We start from the raw sequence: 19882 nt of genomic DNA, 5'->3' as shown, positions 1-19882 counted from the left end.
TCAGGCGGGTTCCGGCCAGCAGGTACCGTTGTGACCGCCTCGCCACAACTGTGCGCAATGCGTGCGGTCGTCGCTGCGGTCGACACGATCCCCGGGCGATTCACGCCGGAACTCGTGGCGGGTGCCTGCTCGGTCGACCTGCGTGAGATCGCCGGCTCGAACCCGTACCTGCTCGAATTCGAATCCTGCTCGGACAGTGAGCTGTTTTCGACGATATCGCTACGAGTCCCGCGAGGCAGTACCGGACCCGCTGGAATATTGGTCATGACACCGCAGACCGAGATGTCCTTCGGACAAGGTGATGTGGCACGGCTCTTCTCTCTTTCTTCGAGAGCCCTGAGAATCGGTGTATCGGTCCCACCGGACGGCGTGATCACCTATAGCGAGACATCGTGCCGCCGTACGGTATCGGTCCAGTTCACAATTCGGGAGCGCAATCTCAGATCATTGACAGTGCACGATAGAGCGAACGTGGCTATCGGAAGATGAGGCCCGCGGAGCTTCGGCGGGCCGACCGGATCGGAGTTCGTTGATTCGGCATACCGGGCGCCGAGTCGGCAGTACCACGATATGTTCCGGTAAACTGCACCGGCAGGCGCCGGGACGGCCGAGGGCGGTCAGGGACGGTCGGTCGATGGACGGAGTAAGCGCGTTTGCAGTGCGAGATACAGCAGTGCCGCTTCAGCGGGCACCGCAAAGTTTGTCGCGGTCAGCCGCTCGATCCGCTGCAGGCGATTCAGGACTGTATTGCGATGTAGGTGAAGGCGTGCCCCCACTGCTGATGTAGATCCGCCGAGTTCGTACCAGGCCAATGCGGTCTGTACGAGCAGGTCGGCCTCGCCGGGCGGGAGTCGATCGAACGGGACCAGCACATCCGCGAAGACATCCGCGGCAAGTGCGGGGTTCGCGGCGATCAGGGCACGATCCGGGCATGAACCGTAGATATGGATTCCGGTGTCTGCCGGGCTCATGCAACGAAGCGCGAGTCGTGCCTGGTCGAGAGCGACCGGTACGGAATCGACTTCGGTGAACGGGCGGCTCGCCCCGGCTCGCACCGGTGCGGCGCGCAGCGCGTGGTCGAGCGTGGTCGGCGAAACCGCGGCGGCGAGCGTAACGCGCTCCTGGGCGAGCCGGGTGTGGACAGTCGTGACCCCGGCCGCGACGAAGTCGACAGGACCGGCGAGGACGACAAGTGTGGCCGGGGTGGGCAGGCGCAATCTCTTTCTGACGCTTTCGCGTTGAGCGTGCGGAAGTGCTGGATCGAGGAGGGCTCGTAGTAGCCCTTGATCGGATTTCTCGGCCCCTACTGCTACTACCTGCCGGTATGCCTCGGTGGCCGTGATGGAGTAGTCGTCGACAGTGGCCCATACCAGCGTGGAAAGTCGTGACAACGCGGCGTGATCATCCGGTCCGGCGTGTTCGACAATGATCTCCCAGATCGCCAGGCCCGCGAGGCGGAAGGCGTGCAGCAGGCTCTCCAGCGGGATACCCCGCTCGGCTTTGAGGCGTCCGGCTCGGCGAGCGGGTTCGAGCGAGTACGGCAGCTCGGCGATGGCGTCGAGCCATGCCGCACAACTGTCGGTGACGAGGAGGAGTAATTCGTCGTGGCCGAGTGCGGTGTCGTCGTAGTCGTTCGCATCGATCCCGATCCGCGCGGTTACCAGCGCGGAGATCGCGGCCGAATCTGCGCGCAATTCGAGCAGCAGGCGGGAGTGCTCGCTGTGGATGTCCTGGCTCATCGCCGTCAACCTAACGTTCGCTGTGTGTGTGCACAACGGGGCGGCTCAGAGTGGTTGCGGTTGCCCATCGCCATGGTGGGTGGCCTCCCTCGATACTGGATTTCCTAATCGGTTCCGGTTCGGGCGGACTGGTGAGGTGGCGTCGAGTACCCGGCTGTGGCCGCCGACCTGGGCGGCGTCACCTCCATGGTCCGGCGGAGAGCCGGTTCGTGACAGGACCTATTTCGGAGTTGCCGTCATGACCACCATCATTCGCAAACTGTTCGAGCGGACCCACAGGCGCTGGGCCGATTACGATTCCGCGGTTCGCGCCCCGCGACGATCCGGCCCGACCGTCCGGCCCGGTCGGGCCGATCCGGGAGGTCCGCCGCGCAGCGGGGTCTGCTGCCGGCCGACGCGAAATCGGAGAATGCGGCGAGTCGACCCGGTCGGCCGACGAACGACGACCGCCTTCCTACCGGATCACACTGCCGCACACCGGATCACACTGCCGCACATCCCGATCCTCGCCGCCTGCTGAGCTGATAGGAGTCGACTGTGGATGTCGAGTCGTTGCGTTGCGTCGTCACGCTGGCCGACGAGCTGCATTTCGGGCGAGCCGCACAACTCCACTATGTATCCGCCGGACATTTCGGCCGCCGGATCCAGCGTGTCGAACGCCAACTGGGCGCCCGGCTCTTCGACCGTACCAGCCGCCGGGTGACTCTCACTCCGGCCGGTGAACGAGTTGTCGTGCAGGCGCGAATCGTCCTGGCCGAACTGGACCAGCTGAGGAAGAGTGCCGTGTCGGTGCTGCTGACCGAGGCCGGGTGAGCTCTTCGCTGCGCCGTTCCCTCCGGTGACCCACGTGGCCGCACTCGAGCCGTAGGCCGGCGTCATCGCAATCAGCTAACGAACGCCGGCTTCGTGAACTGTTACCGCGGGTCGCGGGAACTCGACAGGCCGTCGATCCAGCGGCGTGGTTCCTTCGACCCGCGAATCTGTGTGCTTCGAGAGTGAGCACCGCAAAGATCGGTGATGTTCGATGATGCCCGATTCCTGCACACCGACGTCGCCCGGGGCATGACGCTTACCGGCAGTCGAGTGCGAGGCTGCTAAATTGGCAATTATCGCTTTCGGCAGGCCCTTTTCTACGACTATCCGAATCGGCTTCTCCGAACAGATCGATCCCTCGACCGGTGCGTTCATGGGCAACTTCCCGCAGGAGTTCAGCCATATCGGCGTCATTGCCAATGGCGTGAACCTCGCACGCGTAAAGGCGGACCCGCAATGATCCAGCGACTAGTCATCTTCGGCGGCACCGGTGACCTGGCCGGACGCTACCTGCTACCAGGGCTGGCCGCCCTGCACGAGACCGGGCAGCTCGATGCGGGTTTCGAGCTCGTATGTGCCGACCGGAAAGGCTGGGACGACGAACAGTTCCGGGCATGGGTCGCGGAACAATTCGATCAGCACGGCCCGGACATCCCGGCCGACACCCGACGAGCCATCACGACCGCCGCGCGATACCGGCAAGCCGATGTCCAGGACCCGCACCAGGTGGCCGAAACGATCGCCGGTGCCGGACCGGTGGCAGTGTACCTGGCGCTGCCGCCGTCGTTGTTCCCCACAGCGGTCCGGACGTTGCACGGCGCGCATCTTCGCGCCGGCAGCCGCCTCGTGCTCGAGAAGCCGTTCGGAGAAGATCTCGCCAGCGCGGAGACCCTCAACAGGCTGCTGGCGGACCTGCTCCCCGAACAGGCCGTATTCCGGGTGGACCATTTCCTCGCCATGACCACCGTGCAGAACCTGCTCGGGAGCCGGTTGGCCAACCGGGTGCTCGAATCGCTCTGGAACAGCGCGCATATCGCCGAAGTCGAGATCATCTGGGACGAAACTCTCACCCTGGAGGACCGCGCCGGCTACTACGACGGGGTCGGGGCGCTCGAGGACATGGTGCAGAACCACCTCCTGCAGCTGCTCTGCCTGGTGGCCATGGAACCTCCGATCACCCTGTCCGAACGCGACCTGCGTGACCGCAAAGTCGATGTGCTGAGATCCATCCGCACCCTGACCGACGACGACATCCCGCGCCGCACCCGGCGCGCTCGATACAACGCCGGCGCGATCGGGGAACGCCACGTACCCTCCTACGCCGACGAGCCCGGCGTGGACCCACAGCGACGCACCGAAACCTTCACCGAAGTCGAACTGGCGATCGACAACTGGCGGTGGGCGGGAACCAAGTTCGTGTTGCGTACCGGCAAGGCTCTCGGTGCCGACCGCAAGGAAGTGGCGGTCCACTTCCGCCCGGTCCCGCATATGCCGTTCGGTGATGCGAACACCACCGCGCCGAACGTACTGCGATTCGGCCTCGAACCGGAGAACCTGGCCCTGTCCCTGACGGTCGTCGGCGCCAACGTGGACACGCTGGCCCCACTCACCATGACTGCGCCGATCCACGCACCGGAACTGCCCGCATACGGGCGGCTGCTGCTGGACGTACTGCGGGGGAACCCGGCCCTGTCGATCCGCGGCGACGAAGCGGAAGAGTCGTGGCGGGTCGTCACTCCCATCATTTCGGCCTGGTCGCGTGACCTGGTACCGCTCGACGACTACCCCGCGGGCTCACGCGGCCCGGCCGGTGCCGCCAACAGTCGCTGAGCACTGCGGTCCGCCGCCATCCCGCGGGCCGGGCGGATCGGGCTCCGTGCGTCGGCGCCAGTGGGTGATTCGAGCCGAGGGCGACTCCGATGCCACTGATCGGAAACTTCGACATGACGGGGCTCTGCAGATCGGCGGCGCGCTTCAGGATCCTGAAATACATCGGCCCCTTGAATTATTCACTGGATCTTGCGAAGGGAATCATGCCGGAGCATCCACCGGCCGCCCCGTTCCGGCCCCGGAACGGGGCCGCGCTGTACCGTCGGGGATGGAAGGATGGACCAGAAGATTCGCGCGGTCGCCCTGCGGAGTTGAGGAGATTCCATGCCTGCATCAGGAGAGTTCCCGGGTATCGGGATGCCTGGTTTCGAAGCGTCCTCGTCGGTGGACGACCACGGTATGGGGCCGGTGGAAATGGAGTCACCCACCCAGGACCTCATCGTCGACGGCATCCTCGACACTTTCGTCACCACCGGTTCCGATTCGACGAGTGTCTGGACCGATACCGATCTCGACGGCTACGCCGACCGGTTGAGCGTGGTGGAGAACGACGGCGACTATTCGGCGTGGGAATACCACCGCAATCCGGATGGGACGGGTGAGTGGCGGCAGACCGATCAGGGGAGAGTGGGGGAGTGAGTGGATGTCGAACCCGCGGAGTTCGACATCGGTATTTTCGGGGATTCGTGGGCATCGGCCTGTTCCGGAATGTGATCCGCGAGATCAGCTGACGCTGCTGGGCTCATCCGGTCCGACCGAGGGAGCAAACCTTACCGCGTGGGGACAGTGAGCGATGTGGTGCTTGTTGTCCGCGGCGACGAACTGTCCGACTGCCCGGACTTCGTCGGGCACCACCGTGATATCGGGGGAACTGGCCTCGACCTGTGTGTTCTGCCTGAACAAAGCCGAGTCGAGCGGAACCCATCGGCCGGGGCGGAGGCGGACCGTTGCCGGTCGATATCAGAGTTCGACGAGCCGGCGAGCCCGGTGGCGACGGAGCTTGCCGGAGGATGTTTTCGGAAGGGAACCCGGCGGGAGGATCACGACCGTCTTCGGGGTGACTCCGAAGGCGTCGCGGATCGCCGCGTCGATCTCCTGCCGGATCCGGTCCGCTCGTTCGGTGTCGGAGTGCAGTGCGGACTCGGCCAGGACGGCGAAACTCTCGTCCGGGCTGCCCGCGGCCACCGGCACCGCCACGGCGTTGCCGGGGCGCACACCCGTTACTCGGCCGATCGTTCGCTCGATATCGGCCGGGTAGAGGTTGCGGCCGGAGACGATGATGACATCCTTACGACGTCCGCAGACCACCAGCTCACCCCCCTCGGTGCGGTATCCGATATCGCCGGTCCGGAGCCATCCCTGCGCGTCCTGCGCGGCGACGATGCCGTCGGTCGTCACATATGTGCTCGTGACCGAATCCCCACGGATCTCGAACTCGCCTATTCGTCGAACACCCATCGGCGCACCACGGCGATCGGTGACCCGGACCTCGACACCGGGTAGTGGGGTGCCCAGGATGGCGTAGCTGCGGCCGTGTGACGTCGATCGGGCATGGTCGCCGGCATCGATTCCCGTCGAATCGACGGTGTCGACGCCGAACCCGCTCCGTAGCGGGCGGGAGGAGATCGCCAGTGTCGCTTCGGCCATCCCGTAGGCCGGCAGCAGAGCGGTGTCGGACCAGCCGAAACGTCGCGCGTCCGCGATGAACGAGGCCGTGGCGGCACAGTCGATCGGTTCGGCACCGTCGAGCGCGACCCGTATCGACGACAGGTCGAATATGTGATCAGGGGTCCGGCGGAGCCGTCGGGCCAGCAATGCGTAGGCGAAGTCGGGTGCGCCGGTGATCGTCGCGCGGTAGCGGTCGATGAGTTCCGCCCACACCAGTGGTGAGCGCAGGAAGTCCGCCGGGGTGACGAGCACCGCGTCCAGCCCCAGCTGCATGGGCAGGGTCAACAGTGCGATCATGCCCATGTCGTGGAACAGCGGTAGCCAACTGACCGTGACATCGCGGCCCTGCCGTAGCTCCATCCGCTGTGCCATCGCGGTGATGTTGGCGTAGAGGTTCCGGTGCGTGACGACGATCGCCTTCGGCGAGCCGGTGGAGCCGGAGGTCAGCTGGAGCAGTGCGGTGTCGTCCTCGCCGGGGTCCACCGGGTCGATATCCGGTCCGTCGAGCAAGTCGACCACTCTCAGCACCGGCACGGTCAGGGGCAGCGGCAGTCCGTCGAACGGGTCACCCAGGACGACGGCGTCGGCCTCGATCATGCCGAGCAGGACGTCGATCTGGGCGGACCAGAGGGCGAGGTCCGTCCGAGCTGTGGGCTGATGCAGCATGGTGATCGAAGCGCCACGCATCCACATCGCCCGGACCACCGGTGCGATATCGCCCGGATCTCCGGCGAGAATCGCCACTCGCGAGCCCGGACCGATGCCGTGGCCGCTCACCGCCCCCGCGATCCGCCGGGACTCGTGATGTACGTCGGACCAACTGCGGCGGACCATATTTTCCGGCTTTCCCACCACGATGCCGTGGTCGAGGCATTCCGCGTGGCTGAACATCTGCCCGGTGAATCTGCTCACCACTCGTCCTTGTCGGCCATCAGGCGGTCGTAGGCGTCGTTGTCCGCGACGATGCCGACCGCGACCAGCTCCCACAGCACCTCGTCGGCGCCGGCGGCGACGCGGGCCAGCTTCATATCGCGCCACCAACGGCTGATCGGACTCTGCTCGCTCAGATAACCCACTCCACCGAAGATGTGCATGCATTCGGCGAGCACTTCCTCGCCGAGACGTGCCGCACCGACTTTCAATCCGGCGGCTGTGCGCAGGTCGAGCCCCTCGCCGGCCGTGCTCAGTCCGAGCAACGCGAGCCGCATGACCTGCACGCGCGCCTGCAGGTCGGCCAGCCGCAGGCGCAGTGCCTGATGTTCGAAGAGGGTCGCGCCGAACTGGGTGCGCCGGTGCATCCGTGCCGCGGTCAGGCCGATCGCCGCCTCGCAGACCGCCACTACATGGCTTGCGATACAGAGCCTTTCGTGCGCCAGTCCCCAGTTCATCGCGGCCGAGCCGAGACCCGGCCTGGCGATCATCGCCTCGGCGGGTACCCAGGTGTCGAAACGCAGTGGTGAGGTGTTCAAACACGTGTTTCCCACCAGAGCGTGGGGCGGGCCGATATCCAACTGGTCGGCCGGTACCGCGAACATCGCCGCGTGGGGGGACACCGCACGCGTTTCACCGTCGCGTACCAGCACCAGCGCCACATCGGCGATGGGGGCCAAGGTCACGAACTTCTTGCTGCCGGTCAGCCGATACCCGGTACCGTCCCGTACACACTGCGACTCGGCGTGCGCCAGGTCCGACCCACTGGAACGCTCGGTGCCCGCGATGCAGAACACCGTTTCACCGCGAATGCCCTGGTCGGTCAGATCGCGGAGATAGTCGGTGCCGGCGAAGCGGCGCAGCACGGCGATGCAGGAGTCCTGGACGCCGGCACCTGCGGCGACCGGTAACGAGCCCATGGCGCCCAGCCGTGCAGCGAACGCGACCACCTTGGCGATGTCGGGCCGGGTGTCGGTGCCCCATTTGGCGGCGTAGACGCCGCGTTCGGCGATCATCCGGATCAGTTCTCTCGGGAATCGGCCGGTCTCTTCGGCCCGGTCGGCGAGTGTCCGGACATCCTCGTCCAAGGCAGCGTCCAGAACGCTGGTGAAGGACTCAGCCATCGACCCGCATCCTTGCCACCAGCGATTCGAGATCGCCGAACGTGCGGCAACCCATCGCATCCGCCTCTGGCAGGGAAATACCCACCTGCTGTTCGATGGCGGCCATTGCCATACTGAAATTGACCGAGTCGAAGCCGAGTCCACCGATCAGTTCTGCCTCCGGGACGAAACGTTCCGGCGCGATATGCAGATCTGCGGACAGGATATCTATCAATCTTTCCCGAAGTGAAGCCACCGTTGCCATCCACTCATCAATTGGTCCGGATCGAGCCGGAATTCGTGATTTCGGGTCGAATATACCGCCGCCTTCTCGCCGGTAGTTGCCATGCGGTGCCAGCTGTCGGGCGTTCTGTGCCATTCCGTCCGGGTGCGTTGGCCGGGGTGTCGAATCGGTGGGCTGACCTGCTCATATTAGGATTCTTCGGTCTGTGCGTACGGAACCGCCGTTACGGCCGTGCGTAATTCGCGGCACTGCTATCGTCGACCGAAGCTGCCTGTGGAAAGTGGGACAGCCTGTCCGCTGTCGACCCGAGGACGATTCACTACATATCTGTATCGAATTCGGCTCGATCCTCTCTGCTAGTGATCGGATCACCCTGTCGTGAGTAATTCGCACACCGTCGTCGATCGCATTCATCGGCGCATGAACACCTTCTATACCGAGAGAATTGCCGGAGAATGGGGTGGGCAGAATATTCTGTACGGGCGGACGCCCGGGCCGTCCGATCTCGTTCTGATGAGCAACGACTATCTCGCACTGTCCAGGGATCCGCGCGTGACCGCCGCCATGTCCGCCGCGCTGACCGCCGGGGGCGGGATCTTCGCCTCGGGAGCGCTCGTGCACGGTGAGCATCCACAACTCGTCCTGGAGCAGGCGCTGGCGGGCCATATGCGAGCGGCGTCGGGTGTCCTGTGCCAGTCGGGGTGGGACGCCAATGTCGGCCTGCTGCAGACTGTCGCCGACGCGCGGACGCCGGTCTACCTCGATCATTTCGCGCATATGTCGTTGTGGCAGGGAGCCCGGGCCGCCGGCGCGCGAATCCACCTGTTCCGGCACAACCTGACCGATCACCTACGCCGGGAGATCGAGAAGTACGGTCCGGGCATCATCGCCGTCGACGCGATATACAGCACCAACGGCAGCCGCTGTCCGCTTCCACAGCTGTGCGATATCGCCGAGGAGTCCGGCAGCGCGCTGGTGGTCGACGAGTCCCATTCGCTCGGTATCGACGGCCCGAAGGGTGCCGGCACGGTCGTCGGCTCGGGGCTCACCGACCGCGTGCATTTCCGAACCGCCAGCCTGTCCAAGGCATTCGCGGGTCGCGCCGGTTTCGTCGCCGCGAACTCGGCGGAGTTCGCCGGTTACTTCAAAATGGAGTCCTACCCGGCGATCTTCTCCTCTACGTTGTTGCCCCATGACATCGCCGGGCTGTCGGCCGCGCTGGACGCCATCCGGACCGACGACTGGCGGCGGGACCGGCTGCGCGAGATGTCGACCGTGTTGCGGGCGGAGATGACAGCGCTCGGATTCGACCTCGACGGTTCGGACAGCCATATTGTCGCGCTACCGACCGGCCCGGACAAGCGCGCCATCGCCATCCGAGATTTCCTGCACGAACGCGGGATCTTCGGTGCGGTGTTCTGCCCACCCGCTACCGCCCGCCACCGCACCCTCATCCGATTCTCGTTGCACGCGCAGCTGCGGGATTCGCAGATAGCCCACCTGGTCCGAGCCTGCTCCGCCATCCGTGACCTCTTCGGAGTCGCCGCGGCGTAGTCGTGGGCACCACTGCGGCGGGAGCCACTGCGGCGGAATCGATCTCGTGGCACAGCCGCGCCGCTCCCGCGCCACCTGCTCCCGTCTTCGATCCGCCCGCCGTATCGAACGCCGGAGTCGCCGTGTACACGGTGGCGCACCTCGCGGTGATTCGGCACGATTGGTCCTTACGCGTGGGCGCCCGGCGCCCGGATGATGGGCCGGTTCCTGTCTCACTCAGATCTTGGAGCTCTGTATGTCGACATCAGCGATCATCACCGCCCCCGGAGGGCTGCCGTTGCTCGGGCATGCCCGGCAATTTCGCCAGGACCCGTTGGCCTTTTTCGAATTACTGCGCGACGAGGGCGATATCGTCTCGATCAAGTTGGGACCGCAGCGTGCCTATGTACTGAGTTCGCCCGACCTGATTCACGAGGTCCTGGTCGCCCAGGCACGATCGTTCGACAAAGGAGCCCAGATCCAGGGTGCGCGGGACCTGTTCGGTAACGGTTTGGTGGCTTCGGAAGGTGAGGAGCACCGGCGCCAGCGCCTGATGATGCAACCCGCGTTCCGGCGCGACCGGATCGCGAAGTACGCCGTCGTCATGCGCGAGGAGATCACCTCACATGTCGATGCCTGGTACGAGGGCCGGACTTTCGACGTCCGGGTCGAGATGACCTCCCTGGCGCTCGCCGTGGCGGCGAAGACATTGATCGCTTCGGAGGTGGGCGAGAAACTGGCCACTGAGGTGAAATACGGTATGCCCAGGTTGCTGGAGTTGTTCTTCCAGCGGATGACCTCCCCGCTGCCGGCTCTGAAACGACTGCCGCTGCCCAGCAATCGGGAGTACGACGCCATCTTGAAGCGCTTTCATCGGCTCGTGGACGGGGTGATCGCCGACAACGAGCGGGACGGCACGGCCCGGGACGATTTGCTGAGCATGCTGTCGGCGGAGCGGGAGGAGAACGGAAAGCCGCTGTCGGATCGAGCGATCCACGATCAGATGGTCGCGATCATCGTGGCCGGATCGGAAACCACGGCGGCGCTGCTGTCATGGGTTTTCCATGTCTTCGCCGAGTATCCCGAGATCGAGGCTCGCGTGCACGCGGAATTGGACGACGCGCTCGACGGCCGCCCGGCGGAGTACGCCGATCTCCCGAGGCTCACCTACACCGCACACGTCGTCAGCGAGACCCTGCGTCTGTATCCGCCGGCGTGGATCGTGACCCGCCGTTCCCGCGCGGAGGTCGAACTCGGCCGATACCGGATTCCGGCTGGAGCGGATGTTCTGATGAGTCCCTATGCAGTGCAACGGGACCCGCGCTTCTTCGACGACCCGACGACGTTCGACCCGGACCGCTGGTCCCGGGAACGGATCGCCTCCGTGCCCCGGCACGCGATGCTGCAGTTCGGTTCGGGAGTACGCAAATGCATCGGTGACGTGTTCGCTGTGGTCGAGGGGACTCTCGCGCTGGCGATCATCGCCGGTCGATGGCGCCTGCGGCCGGACCCCGGCAGCCGGATGGAGAAGATCGCCGCCAGTACCTACACTCCGCGAAACCTGGTGATGGTCGCGCAGGAGCGGCGCCGATGACATCGAGCGGCCGCCACGGCTGTCCGGAGTCGTGGCGCGGAGTGCGCCGGCCACGTCCGGTTCGATGTCGGATGGCGTAGGGGAAGCCGTGGATCACATTCTTCTGCCGAAGTATGTGCTCGACAGTGTCGGTCTGGCTCCCGCGCAGCGGTGGCGGATGGCCCGTGAATCGGGCCTGGAGGACTGGATGCTGTCGAGCACCGATGCGATGGTCTCCAGTGACAGCCAGCTGCGCTTGTGGGAACTCACCGAACACGCATTGGACGACCCCGATGTGGCACTCCGCGCGGCGGCTGTGTACACCCCGGGCAAGTTCGGCCTGCACGACTATCTGCTGGCCACCGCGCCGACGCTGCGGGAGGGGTTGGCGGCGTGTAAACCGTTCATGGACACGATCACCACGAACTTCGATTTCGATGTCGCGGCGGCGAAAGAGGGCGAGACGAGTCTCGATATCCGATTGCACGACGGTGTCGGCCGAGCGCGGGAGCTGGCCATGCAATTCGCGGTGGTGACCAACGTCGTTCGCGCTCGCCGGCTGACCACCCGTCGGATCACCCCGGTGCGGGTCGGTTTTCGGCAGCGCGCCCCGCGCCGGTACGACCGGCTGGTCGAACTACTGGGCACCACCCGGATCGACTTCGATATGCCGACCGATCGAGTGACATTTCGCGTTGCCGACCTGAGCAGCCGGCTGAGAACCGCGGATCCGGCCCTGGCCGCGATCGTGGGCCGCTACGCCGATACCCTCCCCCTCCCGAAACCGGTCGTCACCACCTGGTCGGTCCGTGTGCACGAGGTGCTGCGCGGCATGCTCGGCGCGGAAGACGTCACGGTCGATGCTGTCGCCCGACGCCTGGCGACCAGCAAGCGCAGCCTGCAACGCCGACTCGCCGAGGAGGGCACGACGTGGAGTGTGGAACTCGATCGTGCGCGCCGTGCCCGGTGGGAGCGTGTCGATCGGTCCCATTCGGCCGGGTTCGACACCGCGAGACAGGTGGGCTACGCGGACGCCAGGGCGTTACGCCGTGCCCGCCGACGCTGGTCCCGGGACGGTTGACCATCGGAGTCCGCGCATACGGAACTGATCGATCGCGTGGCGCCTCGGGGGTTCGGGCGGGCCCGCAGGAGCTCGCTACGGTGTCACCGTGTTCGACAACTACTCACGCCTCGAGCGCAAGATCGATCGTCTCGAGCGCAAAATCGATCTGATCCTGCGACACCTGAAGATCGAAGACCCCGATCCCATCGACTTCACCGAGATCGATGATCTGCTGCGCCGGAACAAGAAGGTCCAGGCCGTGAGGCGTTTCCGCCGGCTCGACCCCGCCGCCGGCCTGAAAGAGGCCGTCGAGGCGGTCGAAGCGCGCGAAAAAACTCTCTGAGGGCGCGATATCCAGGGCTCGGCATGGGTCCTGCCGGAATGCGGTGAGCGGGGGAGACCTGCGAACAGTGCGCGGCGGGTTCTTGTGCCGGTCACGCCGCGGCCGGGGAGGCGAGCGCCCTATCGCGCGCTTTCGTGGCCGTCGGATACCGAGCGGGTGCCGGTTTTCCCGCTCGGCCGCATGGCGAACAGTGTGGCCGCGGCCCGTTCGGCGAGCTCGGGTGCGTACTCGGGAATCTGCCGGCCGACACTCAGATATCGCTTGATCATGGCGTAGGGCAGGTCGACCACCGCGAGGAGTACGCGGTCGGCTGCGTCGGGAGCGCTGTCGTCGCTCTTCTCGATCAGGGCACTCAGGGCGTCGTGTAGCGCGGTGTTGTCCCGCGCGGTATCCCTGCGCGCCTGTTCGCTCCAGTTCTGCTCATCGAGCTCTTGTGCGCCGGCGAGCAGTACGTGCGCTTCGCGCGGATTGCGCCGCGCCCACTCGAGGGTCGCACGGGCGCCGCGGCGGATCGCCTCGTGCGGTTCTCCGAGACTCAGCGCGGCGAACAGCTCGTCGTGGAATCCCCGTAGCGCGCGTGACCACAGTGCGGCCAATAGCGCAGGGCGATCCGGGAAGCGGTGATACACCGACCCGCTCGGTGCGCCGGCGGCTTTGGCCACTCCGGACATGGTGACAGCGGTCGGCCCGCCTCCGGCCAGGAGTTCCGCCGCGGCATCCAGGAGCCGATCGGCATTGTGTTTCGGGGCCCTTCCCATGTAGTAGAGGATATGCTCTAATTCTTTTTAGAGTTAACTCTCTAAAATATGGGCGGTCAGAAGCCGGCTGTCACGGACTGGACTCCGCCGGCCGACCCCCGCGACCAGCGCCGTGCGTCGGCGGGCTGCTACGCCCTGCCGACCCGAACCAGGAGCCGAACATGGCCGTTGTCGACATTCACCGACGTCACCTGCCTGTTCCTGTGGGCGCGGTCAGCGCGCTGATGGACAGCCTCGCCGCCGCGGATGACGCGCTCTGGCCGGTGCACTGCTGGCCGGCGATGCGCTTCGACCGTCCGCTCGACGCGGGCGCGGTCGGTGGGCACGGCCCTGTCCGCTACACGGTGGAGCACTACGTACCCGGTCGCTGGGTGCGCTTCCGCTTCACTGGGCCCCGCGGCTTCGACGGCTTCCACGAGTTCACCGTTGCGCCCACTCCGGCCGGCGCCGATCTGATCCACCTGCTCGCCATGAACGTTCGAGGTCGGGCACGACTGACCTGGCCGCTGGCCTACCGGTGGATGCACGATGCCCTCCTGGAAGATTGCCTGGACCGTGCAGAACACGCCCTCACCGGATCCGTTTCCCGCCCCGCCCGGTGGAGTCGTAGGGTGCGCCTGCTGCGCCGACTCGCCGGAACCCGGAGTCCGGTCACGCGGCGCGACCCGGCCGCCGCCGTATTCGTCACGTCGGATTGATGCTGGTGCGGCACGGGTCGGTCGAAGCGAGACGCATTCATGCGCTGTAGCTAATGCAAATAGTTGCACAAATACGCTTCGCCGACATAGCCTGCCCGGAGCGGATGCCCACTCGCGCAAGGAGCTCTCATGGCGCTACCCCCGGTTCTGACGACCGCACTCACCCTGCCGGTTATCGCATCGCCCATGTTCATCGCGTCGGGAGTCGATCTCGTCACCGCGCAGTGCCGAGCGGGCATCATCGGATCGTTCCCGGCACTGAACGCCCGTCCGGCTGCCGTACTCGACGACTGGTTGACCGAGATCGCAGAGCGTAACCAGGCATACGCCCGGCTGCACCCCGATGCCGTGGTCGCCCCGTTCGCGGTGAACCAGATCGTGCACCGCTCCAACGATCGGCTCGAGCACGATATGGCGGTGATCGTCGAGCACCGGGTACCGATCGTGATCACCTCTCTGGGTGCCCGGTCCGAGATCAACGACGCCGTGCACTCCTACGGCGGCATCGTGCTCCACGATGTGATCGACGACCGGTTCGCGCGCAAAGCGATCGAGAAGGGCGCCGACGGTCTCATCGCGGTGGCCGCGGGAGCCGGTGGGCACGCCGGTACGCAGTCCCCGTTCGCGCTGATCCGTGAGATCCGCGAATGGTTCGACGGGCCGCTGGCACTCTCGGGCGCGATCGCGCACGGCCGCTCCATCCTGGCCGCGCTCGCCGCCGGGGCCGATTTCGCCTATATCGGATCGGCGTTCCTGTCCACCGACGAAGCCAACGCCGTGGCCGGTTACAAACAGATGGTCGTCGACTCCGCGGCCGCCGATATCGTCTACAGCAATCTGTTCACCGGCGTACACGGCAACTATCTCCGCGGCAGTATCCTCGCGGCCGGCCTCGACCCCGACAGCCTTCCGGTATCGGACCCCTCGGCCATGAACTTCGGTTCCGAAGAGGTGTCGGCGAAGGCGTGGAAGGATATCTGGGGTGCCGGACAAGGCATCGGTGTGATCAAGAGCGCCGGTAGCGTCGCCGATCTGGTGGCCACGATGCGCGCTCAATACGACGAAGCGCGCCTGGATATCGCACGCGTCCTCGGCGTCTGACTGCGTCCCGGGAGAGAGCCGGCCGGCTCACGGACCGGCCCGGTCCACCACGCCCGCCGGTCCGGCGGACGCCGGCTGCTGCTTCGCCGCGGTGCGGTGCTCGATCCCGTCGAGTGTGCTCAGGACATCCAGGCACCACTGCACCCAGGCGGACTCGAGGTGGAGACCGGCCTTCAGGACCGAATGACGTAACGCGTCCGCCGGGTCATCCGCCGTGGCGAAGTCCCGTCTCTCGATCTGTTCGTACTCGGCCAGCGTGGCCCGGTGGAGCTCGAGATGGTGTTCGATCGAAGCGCGCACCGCCCGGTGGTCTCCGACGGCGGCCGCCGCCCGCAGCCGGACCATGATCGCCATCCGGGTCGGTGCCGGCTCATCGATCTCGCCCAACCACTCGCGCAGAGTGTCGATCCCGGCCGCCGTTGCCGCGAATCTTTTCGGTTGCCCACGCCGAGCGGGCCCCGGCATCTCGACATCGGCGACCAGGTGCCGAGCCTGTAATCGCTCCAGCTCGCGATAGATCTGCTGGTGCGTCGCCTCCCAGAAATAACCGAACGACCGGTCGAACCGGCGGGCGAGTTCGATACCGGTCGACTCCCGCTCCATCAGAGCCGTCAGAATCGCGAACTGGAGTGACATGAGCTCTACCTCGAATCCCATTGGGCGAGAGCCGTGCGGACGGTCGCGACGAGCGCGAGCGGCTGATCCATCATCGGATGATGGCCCGCGTCGGCCAGGTCGACAACTGTCGCCCGGCGCCTGAACAACCCCGCGATCTCCGATGCCTTCGCCCGCTCGACCAACCCGAGCTCACACCGGATGTACAGAGCGCGAGTATCCACTGTCCGGAGCAGGCCGGGCAGATCGATCCGCTCCTGTTCGTACCGCTTCCGGAACATCTGGGGGTCGAACTTCCACACCCAGCCGTCGACCGTGTGGCGCACCGATTCCTCCGCCACATGCCTGGCCACGTAGGGCAACACCGTGGCCTGGGCGGGCTCGGTACGAAATCGGCCGCAGATCTCGTCCCGGGTCCGATAGGCTTTCGGCTTCCGTTCGAGCTGCCGGATGATGGTCTCCTCGGGCGGTTCACGAAACATCGGCGAGTCGATGATCACCAGGCCCGCGACGGAATCCCGATGCCGGGCACCTACCGCGGCCGCCACCCCGCCACCCATACTGTGCCCGACGATGTACGGTCGGCCCGCGATCTCTCCGGCCCCGGCCGCCGCCATCACCTCGTCCGCCCAGCCGTCGAGCGGATACCGGTCGCGTACCACGCTGTCCCCGTGTCCGGAAAGGTCGAGCGCCACCACCCGATAGGTCGCCGCGAGCAACGGGGCGATATGGTCCCACCAGCCGGAATGCGCCGATCCGCCGTGCACCAGGACCACCCCGGGCGCGCCGGGCCGGCCCCAGCAGCGCAGATGAACCGGGCCCCCGTCGACCTCGACCTCGCGATGTTCGGGCACCTGCGCGATGGCCCCCGCGAACCATTGCGGTACCCCGGTAGCAGATGTCACGGTCACCGTCACTGTCGACTCCTTTGCCACAGACCCACGCCATGGACCATATCCACCGACGGGCTGCGAGCCGCCGCCGACGTGACGGCGGAACATCTCCGGTAGGCCGCTCCTCGAGTTTCGGAGGGATTCATCCGGACCGGGTGATGTGCGGCGGTATGTCCGGGTTCTTTGCTGGGAGCAAGCGTCGTTGCAGGTGGATGCCGGAGTGGCCGAAGGTAGTGAGGCGGTGTTCGCGGGCGATGAAGCGCCGGTGGCGGATGGTGATGCTTCCGCGGGAGCAGGTACGCCGTTCGGATGTGCTGGCCAGCCTGCCCGGGGCGGGGGCCGGCGTCCCGGACGGTATGGCCGCGGGTGCGTTGGCGGTTGCGAGGTCGCACCACGGTCAGCGCGCCGCTGCCGGCGGTCGTCGACGATTACGTACGCCGCCTGGATGCGGTGGGTGGGCGGCTGTATCTCGGCGGGGTCGACCCGCGAGTACGCGCCTCGTGGACCGATGAACTGCTGGATCGGCAGGGGCTGAGGATCGAGTTCTTCCCGGCCACCGCAACCGTCGGCGAATCCACGCCGGCCGCATACGCCCAGGCCCGCATCCGGGTCCGCGAGTACCACGACGAGGAGAAGTCATGAGCGACCTTCTGGTGGTGCTGGTGCCCGAGATGGCCGGGCTGGTCATCACTCCAGGCGCCATCGTCGGCACCATCCTGTTGTTGCGTTCGCCCCGTCCGGTCGTCGATGCGGCCATGTTCGGGGCCGCGTTCGTAGCCCTCTATACGCTGATCGCGGTGACCGCGCTGCTGGGTGGGGCCTCCGATCCCGGGTCGACACCGCCGGCGGCAGCGCACTGGGTCGGACTGTGCGTCGGTGTGCTGTTCCTGGTATGCGGTGTCTGGGTGTGGTTGCGGCGACCGGTGAAAACCGCCCGACCGGACCGGCCGAAACTGCTGCAAGAATTGGCCGCCGCCACCCCGGCCAAGGCATTCGTCATCGGAATCACGCTGGCCGTACTCAATCCCAACCTGTTCCTGATGATCTCCGGGATGACCGCGATCTCCAGCTCGCATGTCGGCACCGCCGCCGCAGTAGCAGCGACTATCGCGCTGCTGATCGCGGCGGCTCTGGATTTCGCGGTTCCGATCACTGTGTTCGTTGTGCTGGGGCAGCGGGCCCGCGACGGGCTGGACCGGGCCGAGGTATGGATGCTCGCGCACGCCCGCGTCCTCTCGTTGACCGTGCTGTTCGCGTTCGGAGCGCTGTTCACCGTCCGCGGCGCGCTGGCCCTGCTCTGACCCACAGCGATTGTTCCGGCCGGTCACCGCCGCACCGAACTCACCGGCCCCCGGGCAACGCGAGGTAGGAGCGGACGGATTCGAGACCCTCCTGCCGGTCCGCACCCGGCAGGGGTGCGGCACGCGCTGGTGCGCGGTGGAAACATCGGCCGAGGAGGCGGTATCCGCCGGCTGTGCACCGCTGAGGTCGGGAGTGCGACAGGGTCGGTCGGCCGATCCGCGCGACCGGCACGGCGTAGGGTGTAACCGATCGCCCTGCCGCAAGCCGCTGGTGCTCGGCGCTTTCGCGGTCGGCGTGAGCCGATTGTCGTAGATCATCTCGACTCCGCGGGGGTCGCCCACCGCCACCCGTGAGGACCGGAGCCCGGCGTCGTCAGCTTCCGCTGCCACCACCGGTATACGCGCCGCCCAGCAGACGACGTCGCCGGCGGCGGCGCTCGACTTCGCGGTCGGCTCGCTGCGGCTCGGCCGCGGGCTGCTGCGGCTCGGCCGCGGGCTGTTGTTCGGGTTCACGCTCGGTCTTGCGGAAGATTCCCATATCGGGATCCTTTCGGTAGGGGGGCGACGCGACCGGTGGTGGATCCCGGCCGGTGCCGCGGGTCCGGATCAGGGCGATGTGGCCGGATCGATCGGTGTCGCGGCGGCGACGATTTCCTGCAGGGCGGCGATATGGCCGGTTAGGGCGTCGCGTCCGCGCTCGGTCAGCTGGGCGCGGACCTTGCGGCGGCCGCCGTCCAGTCGGCGGTCGGTGGTGACATAGCCGGCGTTCTCGAGGGTCGCGAGCTGTTTGGACAGGGCCGAGTCCGACAGCCCGAGCTGATCTTTGAGGAAGGCGAATTCCGCCCAGTCGGCGGCCGCGAGCGTCGCGACCAGCGAGAGGCGGGTGCTGGGGTGGATGAGTTCGTCGAAGCGGCCCTCCGTCACGCGCGGAACCAATGCCGCAGGACGCGTAAGATTTCCGGGCCGCCGAAGCCGATGATCGCCGCCACCAGCAACCCCGCCCAGATGCCGGGGTTGCGGTCGCCGTCGGCGTCCAAGGCTATCGCCACACCGACGGTGAGCGCGACCAGCGCGATCAGCATGCCCACAACCACGATCGGGGTGCGGCGGCCGGCCACGGCCGCGCTGACCTGCATCCGGCCGGTGCGGCGCCGCCCGTCGAGCAGCCGCGAGGCGACGACCGAGTGCCCGACGCCGAAGAACAGCGTCGCGGCGATGATCAGCCACGGTGGACCGAGGTCCCCGATCAGGCCGAGCGCGATCCAGCCGCCGGCCATCGCCCACCAGTATCCGCGTGGGAGTCCCACCTCCTGGGCTACTCGGCGACGCGCTCGCTCGACCGTTTCCAGTGCGGCGCGTGCTTGGTCCGCAGCGACGTTCTCCATGGATGCCTACTTTCCTGCTTGGAAAGTAAGACTCCACTTTCCTACTGGGAAAGTCAATAGGCCGGCGTGAATCCACACCCGCTTCCGGACGGCGTCGGCCGCCGCGGCGATCGTCCGGATGACCGCGGGGCGAATCCGCGCCCGGTCCGGACGCGGCCGGTGTAGCTGCTCGCGACCACAGGTGCGGTCGACGTCGGGAACGATGATCTCGGGCTCTACGCGCACTACGACAGAGAAACGAACAGCTGGTGGGCGCAGATCGAGGTGCCCACGATACGAACCATCCGATGCG

At 66.5% G+C, this 19882-nt stretch carries 22 protein-coding genes; 12 read left to right on the top strand and 10 right to left on the bottom strand.

Translation table 11 applies throughout. The features are described from left to right. Positions 1 to 617: 617 nt before the first annotated feature. Positions 618 to 1739 (bottom strand): helix-turn-helix domain-containing protein, encoded by a 1122-nt coding sequence (locus tag ACWCPQ_RS06180; RefSeq protein ID WP_449895369.1) that lies wholly within the window; start codon positions 1737 to 1739, stop codon positions 618 to 620. A 537-nt stretch (positions 1740 to 2276) separates the two neighbouring features. Here ACWCPQ_RS06180 and ACWCPQ_RS06175 point away from each other — a divergent pair. From ACWCPQ_RS06175 to ACWCPQ_RS06160, 4 genes are all read left to right on the top strand, one after another. Next, the gene (locus ACWCPQ_RS06175) at positions 2277 to 2552 is read left to right on the top strand and encodes a LysR family transcriptional regulator (protein ID WP_449895368.1); all 276 of its coding nucleotides are present in this window, start codon (positions 2277 to 2279) and stop codon (positions 2550 to 2552) included. Between the two features lie 286 nt (positions 2553 to 2838). Continuing rightward, positions 2839 to 3012: a hypothetical protein gene (locus ACWCPQ_RS06170; protein WP_449895366.1), complete on the top strand. Its 174-nt coding sequence runs from the start codon at positions 2839 to 2841 to the stop codon at positions 3010 to 3012. Continuing rightward, the gene (locus ACWCPQ_RS06165; protein WP_449895365.1) at positions 3009 to 4382 is read left to right on the top strand and encodes a glucose-6-phosphate dehydrogenase; all 1374 of its coding nucleotides are present in this window, start codon (positions 3009 to 3011) and stop codon (positions 4380 to 4382) included. The genes ACWCPQ_RS06170 and ACWCPQ_RS06165 overlap by 4 nt, the downstream gene beginning before the upstream one ends. Before the next feature lie 324 nt (positions 4383 to 4706). Then, on the top strand, positions 4707 to 5021 hold the full coding sequence (locus ACWCPQ_RS06160) for a DUF6802 family protein (protein ID WP_449895363.1): 315 nt from the start codon (positions 4707 to 4709) through the stop codon (positions 5019 to 5021). Between the two features lie 321 nt (positions 5022 to 5342). Here ACWCPQ_RS06160 and ACWCPQ_RS06155 read toward each other — a convergent pair whose 3' ends face one another. The 3 genes from ACWCPQ_RS06155 to ACWCPQ_RS06145 are packed head-to-tail and all read right to left on the bottom strand — an operon-like array spanning position 5343 to position 8462. Next, entirely contained in the window at positions 5343 to 6962 is a 1620-nt protein-coding gene (locus tag ACWCPQ_RS06155) for a fatty acyl-AMP ligase (RefSeq protein ID WP_449895361.1), read from the bottom strand. Beyond that, positions 6959 to 8104 (bottom strand): acyl-CoA dehydrogenase family protein, encoded by a 1146-nt coding sequence (locus ACWCPQ_RS06150; protein ID WP_449895359.1) that lies wholly within the window; start codon positions 8102 to 8104, stop codon positions 6959 to 6961. Before ACWCPQ_RS06150 ends, ACWCPQ_RS06155 begins: the two co-directional genes overlap by 4 nt. After that, on the bottom strand, positions 8097 to 8462 hold the full coding sequence (locus ACWCPQ_RS06145; protein ID WP_449895357.1) for a phosphopantetheine-binding protein: 366 nt from the start codon (positions 8460 to 8462) through the stop codon (positions 8097 to 8099). Before ACWCPQ_RS06145 ends, ACWCPQ_RS06150 begins: the two co-directional genes overlap by 8 nt. A gap of 243 nt (positions 8463 to 8705) precedes the next feature. Here ACWCPQ_RS06145 and cqsA point away from each other — a divergent pair, with 243 nt between their 5' ends. The 4 genes from cqsA to ACWCPQ_RS06125 all read left to right on the top strand — a co-directional run bounded on the left by cqsA (position 8706) and on the right by ACWCPQ_RS06125 (position 12839). Continuing rightward, the gene (gene cqsA / locus ACWCPQ_RS06140; RefSeq protein WP_449895355.1) at positions 8706 to 9881 is read left to right on the top strand and encodes an alpha-hydroxyketone-type quorum-sensing autoinducer synthase; all 1176 of its coding nucleotides are present in this window, start codon (positions 8706 to 8708) and stop codon (positions 9879 to 9881) included. Between the two features lie 235 nt (positions 9882 to 10116). Further along, on the top strand, positions 10117 to 11454 hold the full coding sequence (locus tag ACWCPQ_RS06135; RefSeq protein ID WP_449895353.1) for a cytochrome P450: 1338 nt from the start codon (positions 10117 to 10119) through the stop codon (positions 11452 to 11454). 88 nt (positions 11455 to 11542) lie between these two features. Continuing rightward, complete coding sequence (locus ACWCPQ_RS06130) at positions 11543 to 12514, top strand: AraC family transcriptional regulator ligand-binding domain-containing protein (RefSeq protein ID WP_449895351.1); 972 nt, start codon at positions 11543 to 11545, stop codon at positions 12512 to 12514. An 88-nt stretch (positions 12515 to 12602) separates the two neighbouring features. Next, positions 12603 to 12839: a hypothetical protein gene (locus tag ACWCPQ_RS06125; protein ID WP_449895349.1), complete on the top strand. Its 237-nt coding sequence runs from the start codon at positions 12603 to 12605 to the stop codon at positions 12837 to 12839. A gap of 119 nt (positions 12840 to 12958) precedes the next feature. Here ACWCPQ_RS06125 and ACWCPQ_RS06120 read toward each other — a convergent pair whose 3' ends face one another. Further along, a complete protein-coding gene (locus ACWCPQ_RS06120) occupies positions 12959 to 13597 on the bottom strand; it encodes a TetR/AcrR family transcriptional regulator (protein ID WP_449895347.1) in 639 nt (212 codons plus the stop codon). Positions 13598 to 13758: 161 nt separating this feature from the next. Between ACWCPQ_RS06120 and ACWCPQ_RS06115 the strand changes: the two genes are divergently transcribed. Further along, positions 13759 to 14295 (top strand): SRPBCC family protein, encoded by a 537-nt coding sequence (locus ACWCPQ_RS06115; RefSeq protein WP_449895345.1) that lies wholly within the window; start codon positions 13759 to 13761, stop codon positions 14293 to 14295. 129 nt (positions 14296 to 14424) lie between these two features. Then, a complete protein-coding gene (locus ACWCPQ_RS06110) occupies positions 14425 to 15396 on the top strand; it encodes an NAD(P)H-dependent flavin oxidoreductase (RefSeq protein WP_449895343.1) in 972 nt (323 codons plus the stop codon). 27 nt (positions 15397 to 15423) lie between these two features. Here ACWCPQ_RS06110 and ACWCPQ_RS06105 read toward each other — a convergent pair whose 3' ends face one another. Continuing rightward, positions 15424 to 16032, bottom strand: a complete 609-nt coding sequence (locus ACWCPQ_RS06105; RefSeq protein WP_449895341.1) for a PadR family transcriptional regulator — start codon at positions 16030 to 16032, stop codon at positions 15424 to 15426. Between the two features lie 5 nt (positions 16033 to 16037). Beyond that, entirely contained in the window at positions 16038 to 16928 is an 891-nt protein-coding gene (locus ACWCPQ_RS06100) for an alpha/beta fold hydrolase (protein ID WP_449895340.1), read from the bottom strand. Between the two features lie 342 nt (positions 16929 to 17270). Between ACWCPQ_RS06100 and ACWCPQ_RS06095 the strand changes: the two genes are divergently transcribed. Further along, entirely contained in the window at positions 17271 to 17546 is a 276-nt protein-coding gene (locus tag ACWCPQ_RS06095; RefSeq protein WP_449895338.1) for a hypothetical protein, read from the top strand. Next, complete coding sequence (locus tag ACWCPQ_RS06090) at positions 17543 to 18205, top strand: GAP family protein (protein ID WP_449895336.1); 663 nt, start codon at positions 17543 to 17545, stop codon at positions 18203 to 18205. The genes ACWCPQ_RS06095 and ACWCPQ_RS06090 overlap by 4 nt, the downstream gene beginning before the upstream one ends. A gap of 373 nt (positions 18206 to 18578) precedes the next feature. Here ACWCPQ_RS06090 and ACWCPQ_RS06085 read toward each other — a convergent pair whose 3' ends face one another. The 3 genes from ACWCPQ_RS06085 to ACWCPQ_RS06075 form a co-directional block, all read right to left on the bottom strand. Beyond that, positions 18579 to 18743 carry a hypothetical protein gene (locus tag ACWCPQ_RS06085; RefSeq protein WP_449895334.1) on the bottom strand — a complete coding sequence of 55 codons (165 nt, stop codon included), beginning with the start codon at positions 18741 to 18743 and terminating at the stop codon, positions 18579 to 18581. 68 nt (positions 18744 to 18811) lie between these two features. Then, a complete protein-coding gene (locus tag ACWCPQ_RS06080) occupies positions 18812 to 19129 on the bottom strand; it encodes a winged helix-turn-helix domain-containing protein (protein WP_449895332.1) in 318 nt (105 codons plus the stop codon). Then, positions 19126 to 19590 carry a hypothetical protein gene (locus ACWCPQ_RS06075; RefSeq protein ID WP_449895330.1) on the bottom strand — a complete coding sequence of 155 codons (465 nt, stop codon included), beginning with the start codon at positions 19588 to 19590 and terminating at the stop codon, positions 19126 to 19128. Before ACWCPQ_RS06075 ends, ACWCPQ_RS06080 begins: the two co-directional genes overlap by 4 nt. Positions 19591 to 19882 lie beyond the last annotated feature (292 nt).

Source organism: Nocardia sp. NPDC001965 (genome assembly GCF_053594175.1).
This window is presented reverse-complemented; position numbering and strand designations above follow the sequence as displayed.

Coding starts and splice junctions, on each gene's coding strand:
- ACWCPQ_RS06165 (WP_449895365.1), top strand. CDS start 3,009: ATGATCCAGCGACTAGTCATCTTCGGCGGCACCGGTGACCTGGCCGGA.
- ACWCPQ_RS06085 (WP_449895334.1), bottom strand. CDS start 18,743: ATGGGAATCTTCCGCAAGACCGAGCGTGAACCCGAACAACAGCCCGCG.
- ACWCPQ_RS06160 (WP_449895363.1), top strand. CDS start 4,707: ATGCCTGCATCAGGAGAGTTCCCGGGTATCGGGATGCCTGGTTTCGAA.
- ACWCPQ_RS06180 (WP_449895369.1), bottom strand. CDS start 1,739: ATGAGCCAGGACATCCACAGCGAGCACTCCCGCCTGCTGCTCGAATTG.
- ACWCPQ_RS06110 (WP_449895343.1), top strand. CDS start 14,425: ATGGCGCTACCCCCGGTTCTGACGACCGCACTCACCCTGCCGGTTATC.
- ACWCPQ_RS06090 (WP_449895336.1), top strand. CDS start 17,543: ATGAGCGACCTTCTGGTGGTGCTGGTGCCCGAGATGGCCGGGCTGGTC.
- ACWCPQ_RS06145 (WP_449895357.1), bottom strand. CDS start 8,462: ATGGCACAGAACGCCCGACAGCTGGCACCGCATGGCAACTACCGGCGA.
- ACWCPQ_RS06120 (WP_449895347.1), bottom strand. CDS start 13,597: ATGGGAAGGGCCCCGAAACACAATGCCGATCGGCTCCTGGATGCCGCG.
- ACWCPQ_RS06105 (WP_449895341.1), bottom strand. CDS start 16,032: ATGTCACTCCAGTTCGCGATTCTGACGGCTCTGATGGAGCGGGAGTCG.
- ACWCPQ_RS06150 (WP_449895359.1), bottom strand. CDS start 8,104: ATGGCTGAGTCCTTCACCAGCGTTCTGGACGCTGCCTTGGACGAGGAT.
- ACWCPQ_RS06115 (WP_449895345.1), top strand. CDS start 13,759: ATGGCCGTTGTCGACATTCACCGACGTCACCTGCCTGTTCCTGTGGGC.
- ACWCPQ_RS06135 (WP_449895353.1), top strand. CDS start 10,117: ATGTCGACATCAGCGATCATCACCGCCCCCGGAGGGCTGCCGTTGCTC.
- ACWCPQ_RS06075 (WP_449895330.1), bottom strand. CDS start 19,590: ATGGAGAACGTCGCTGCGGACCAAGCACGCGCCGCACTGGAAACGGTC.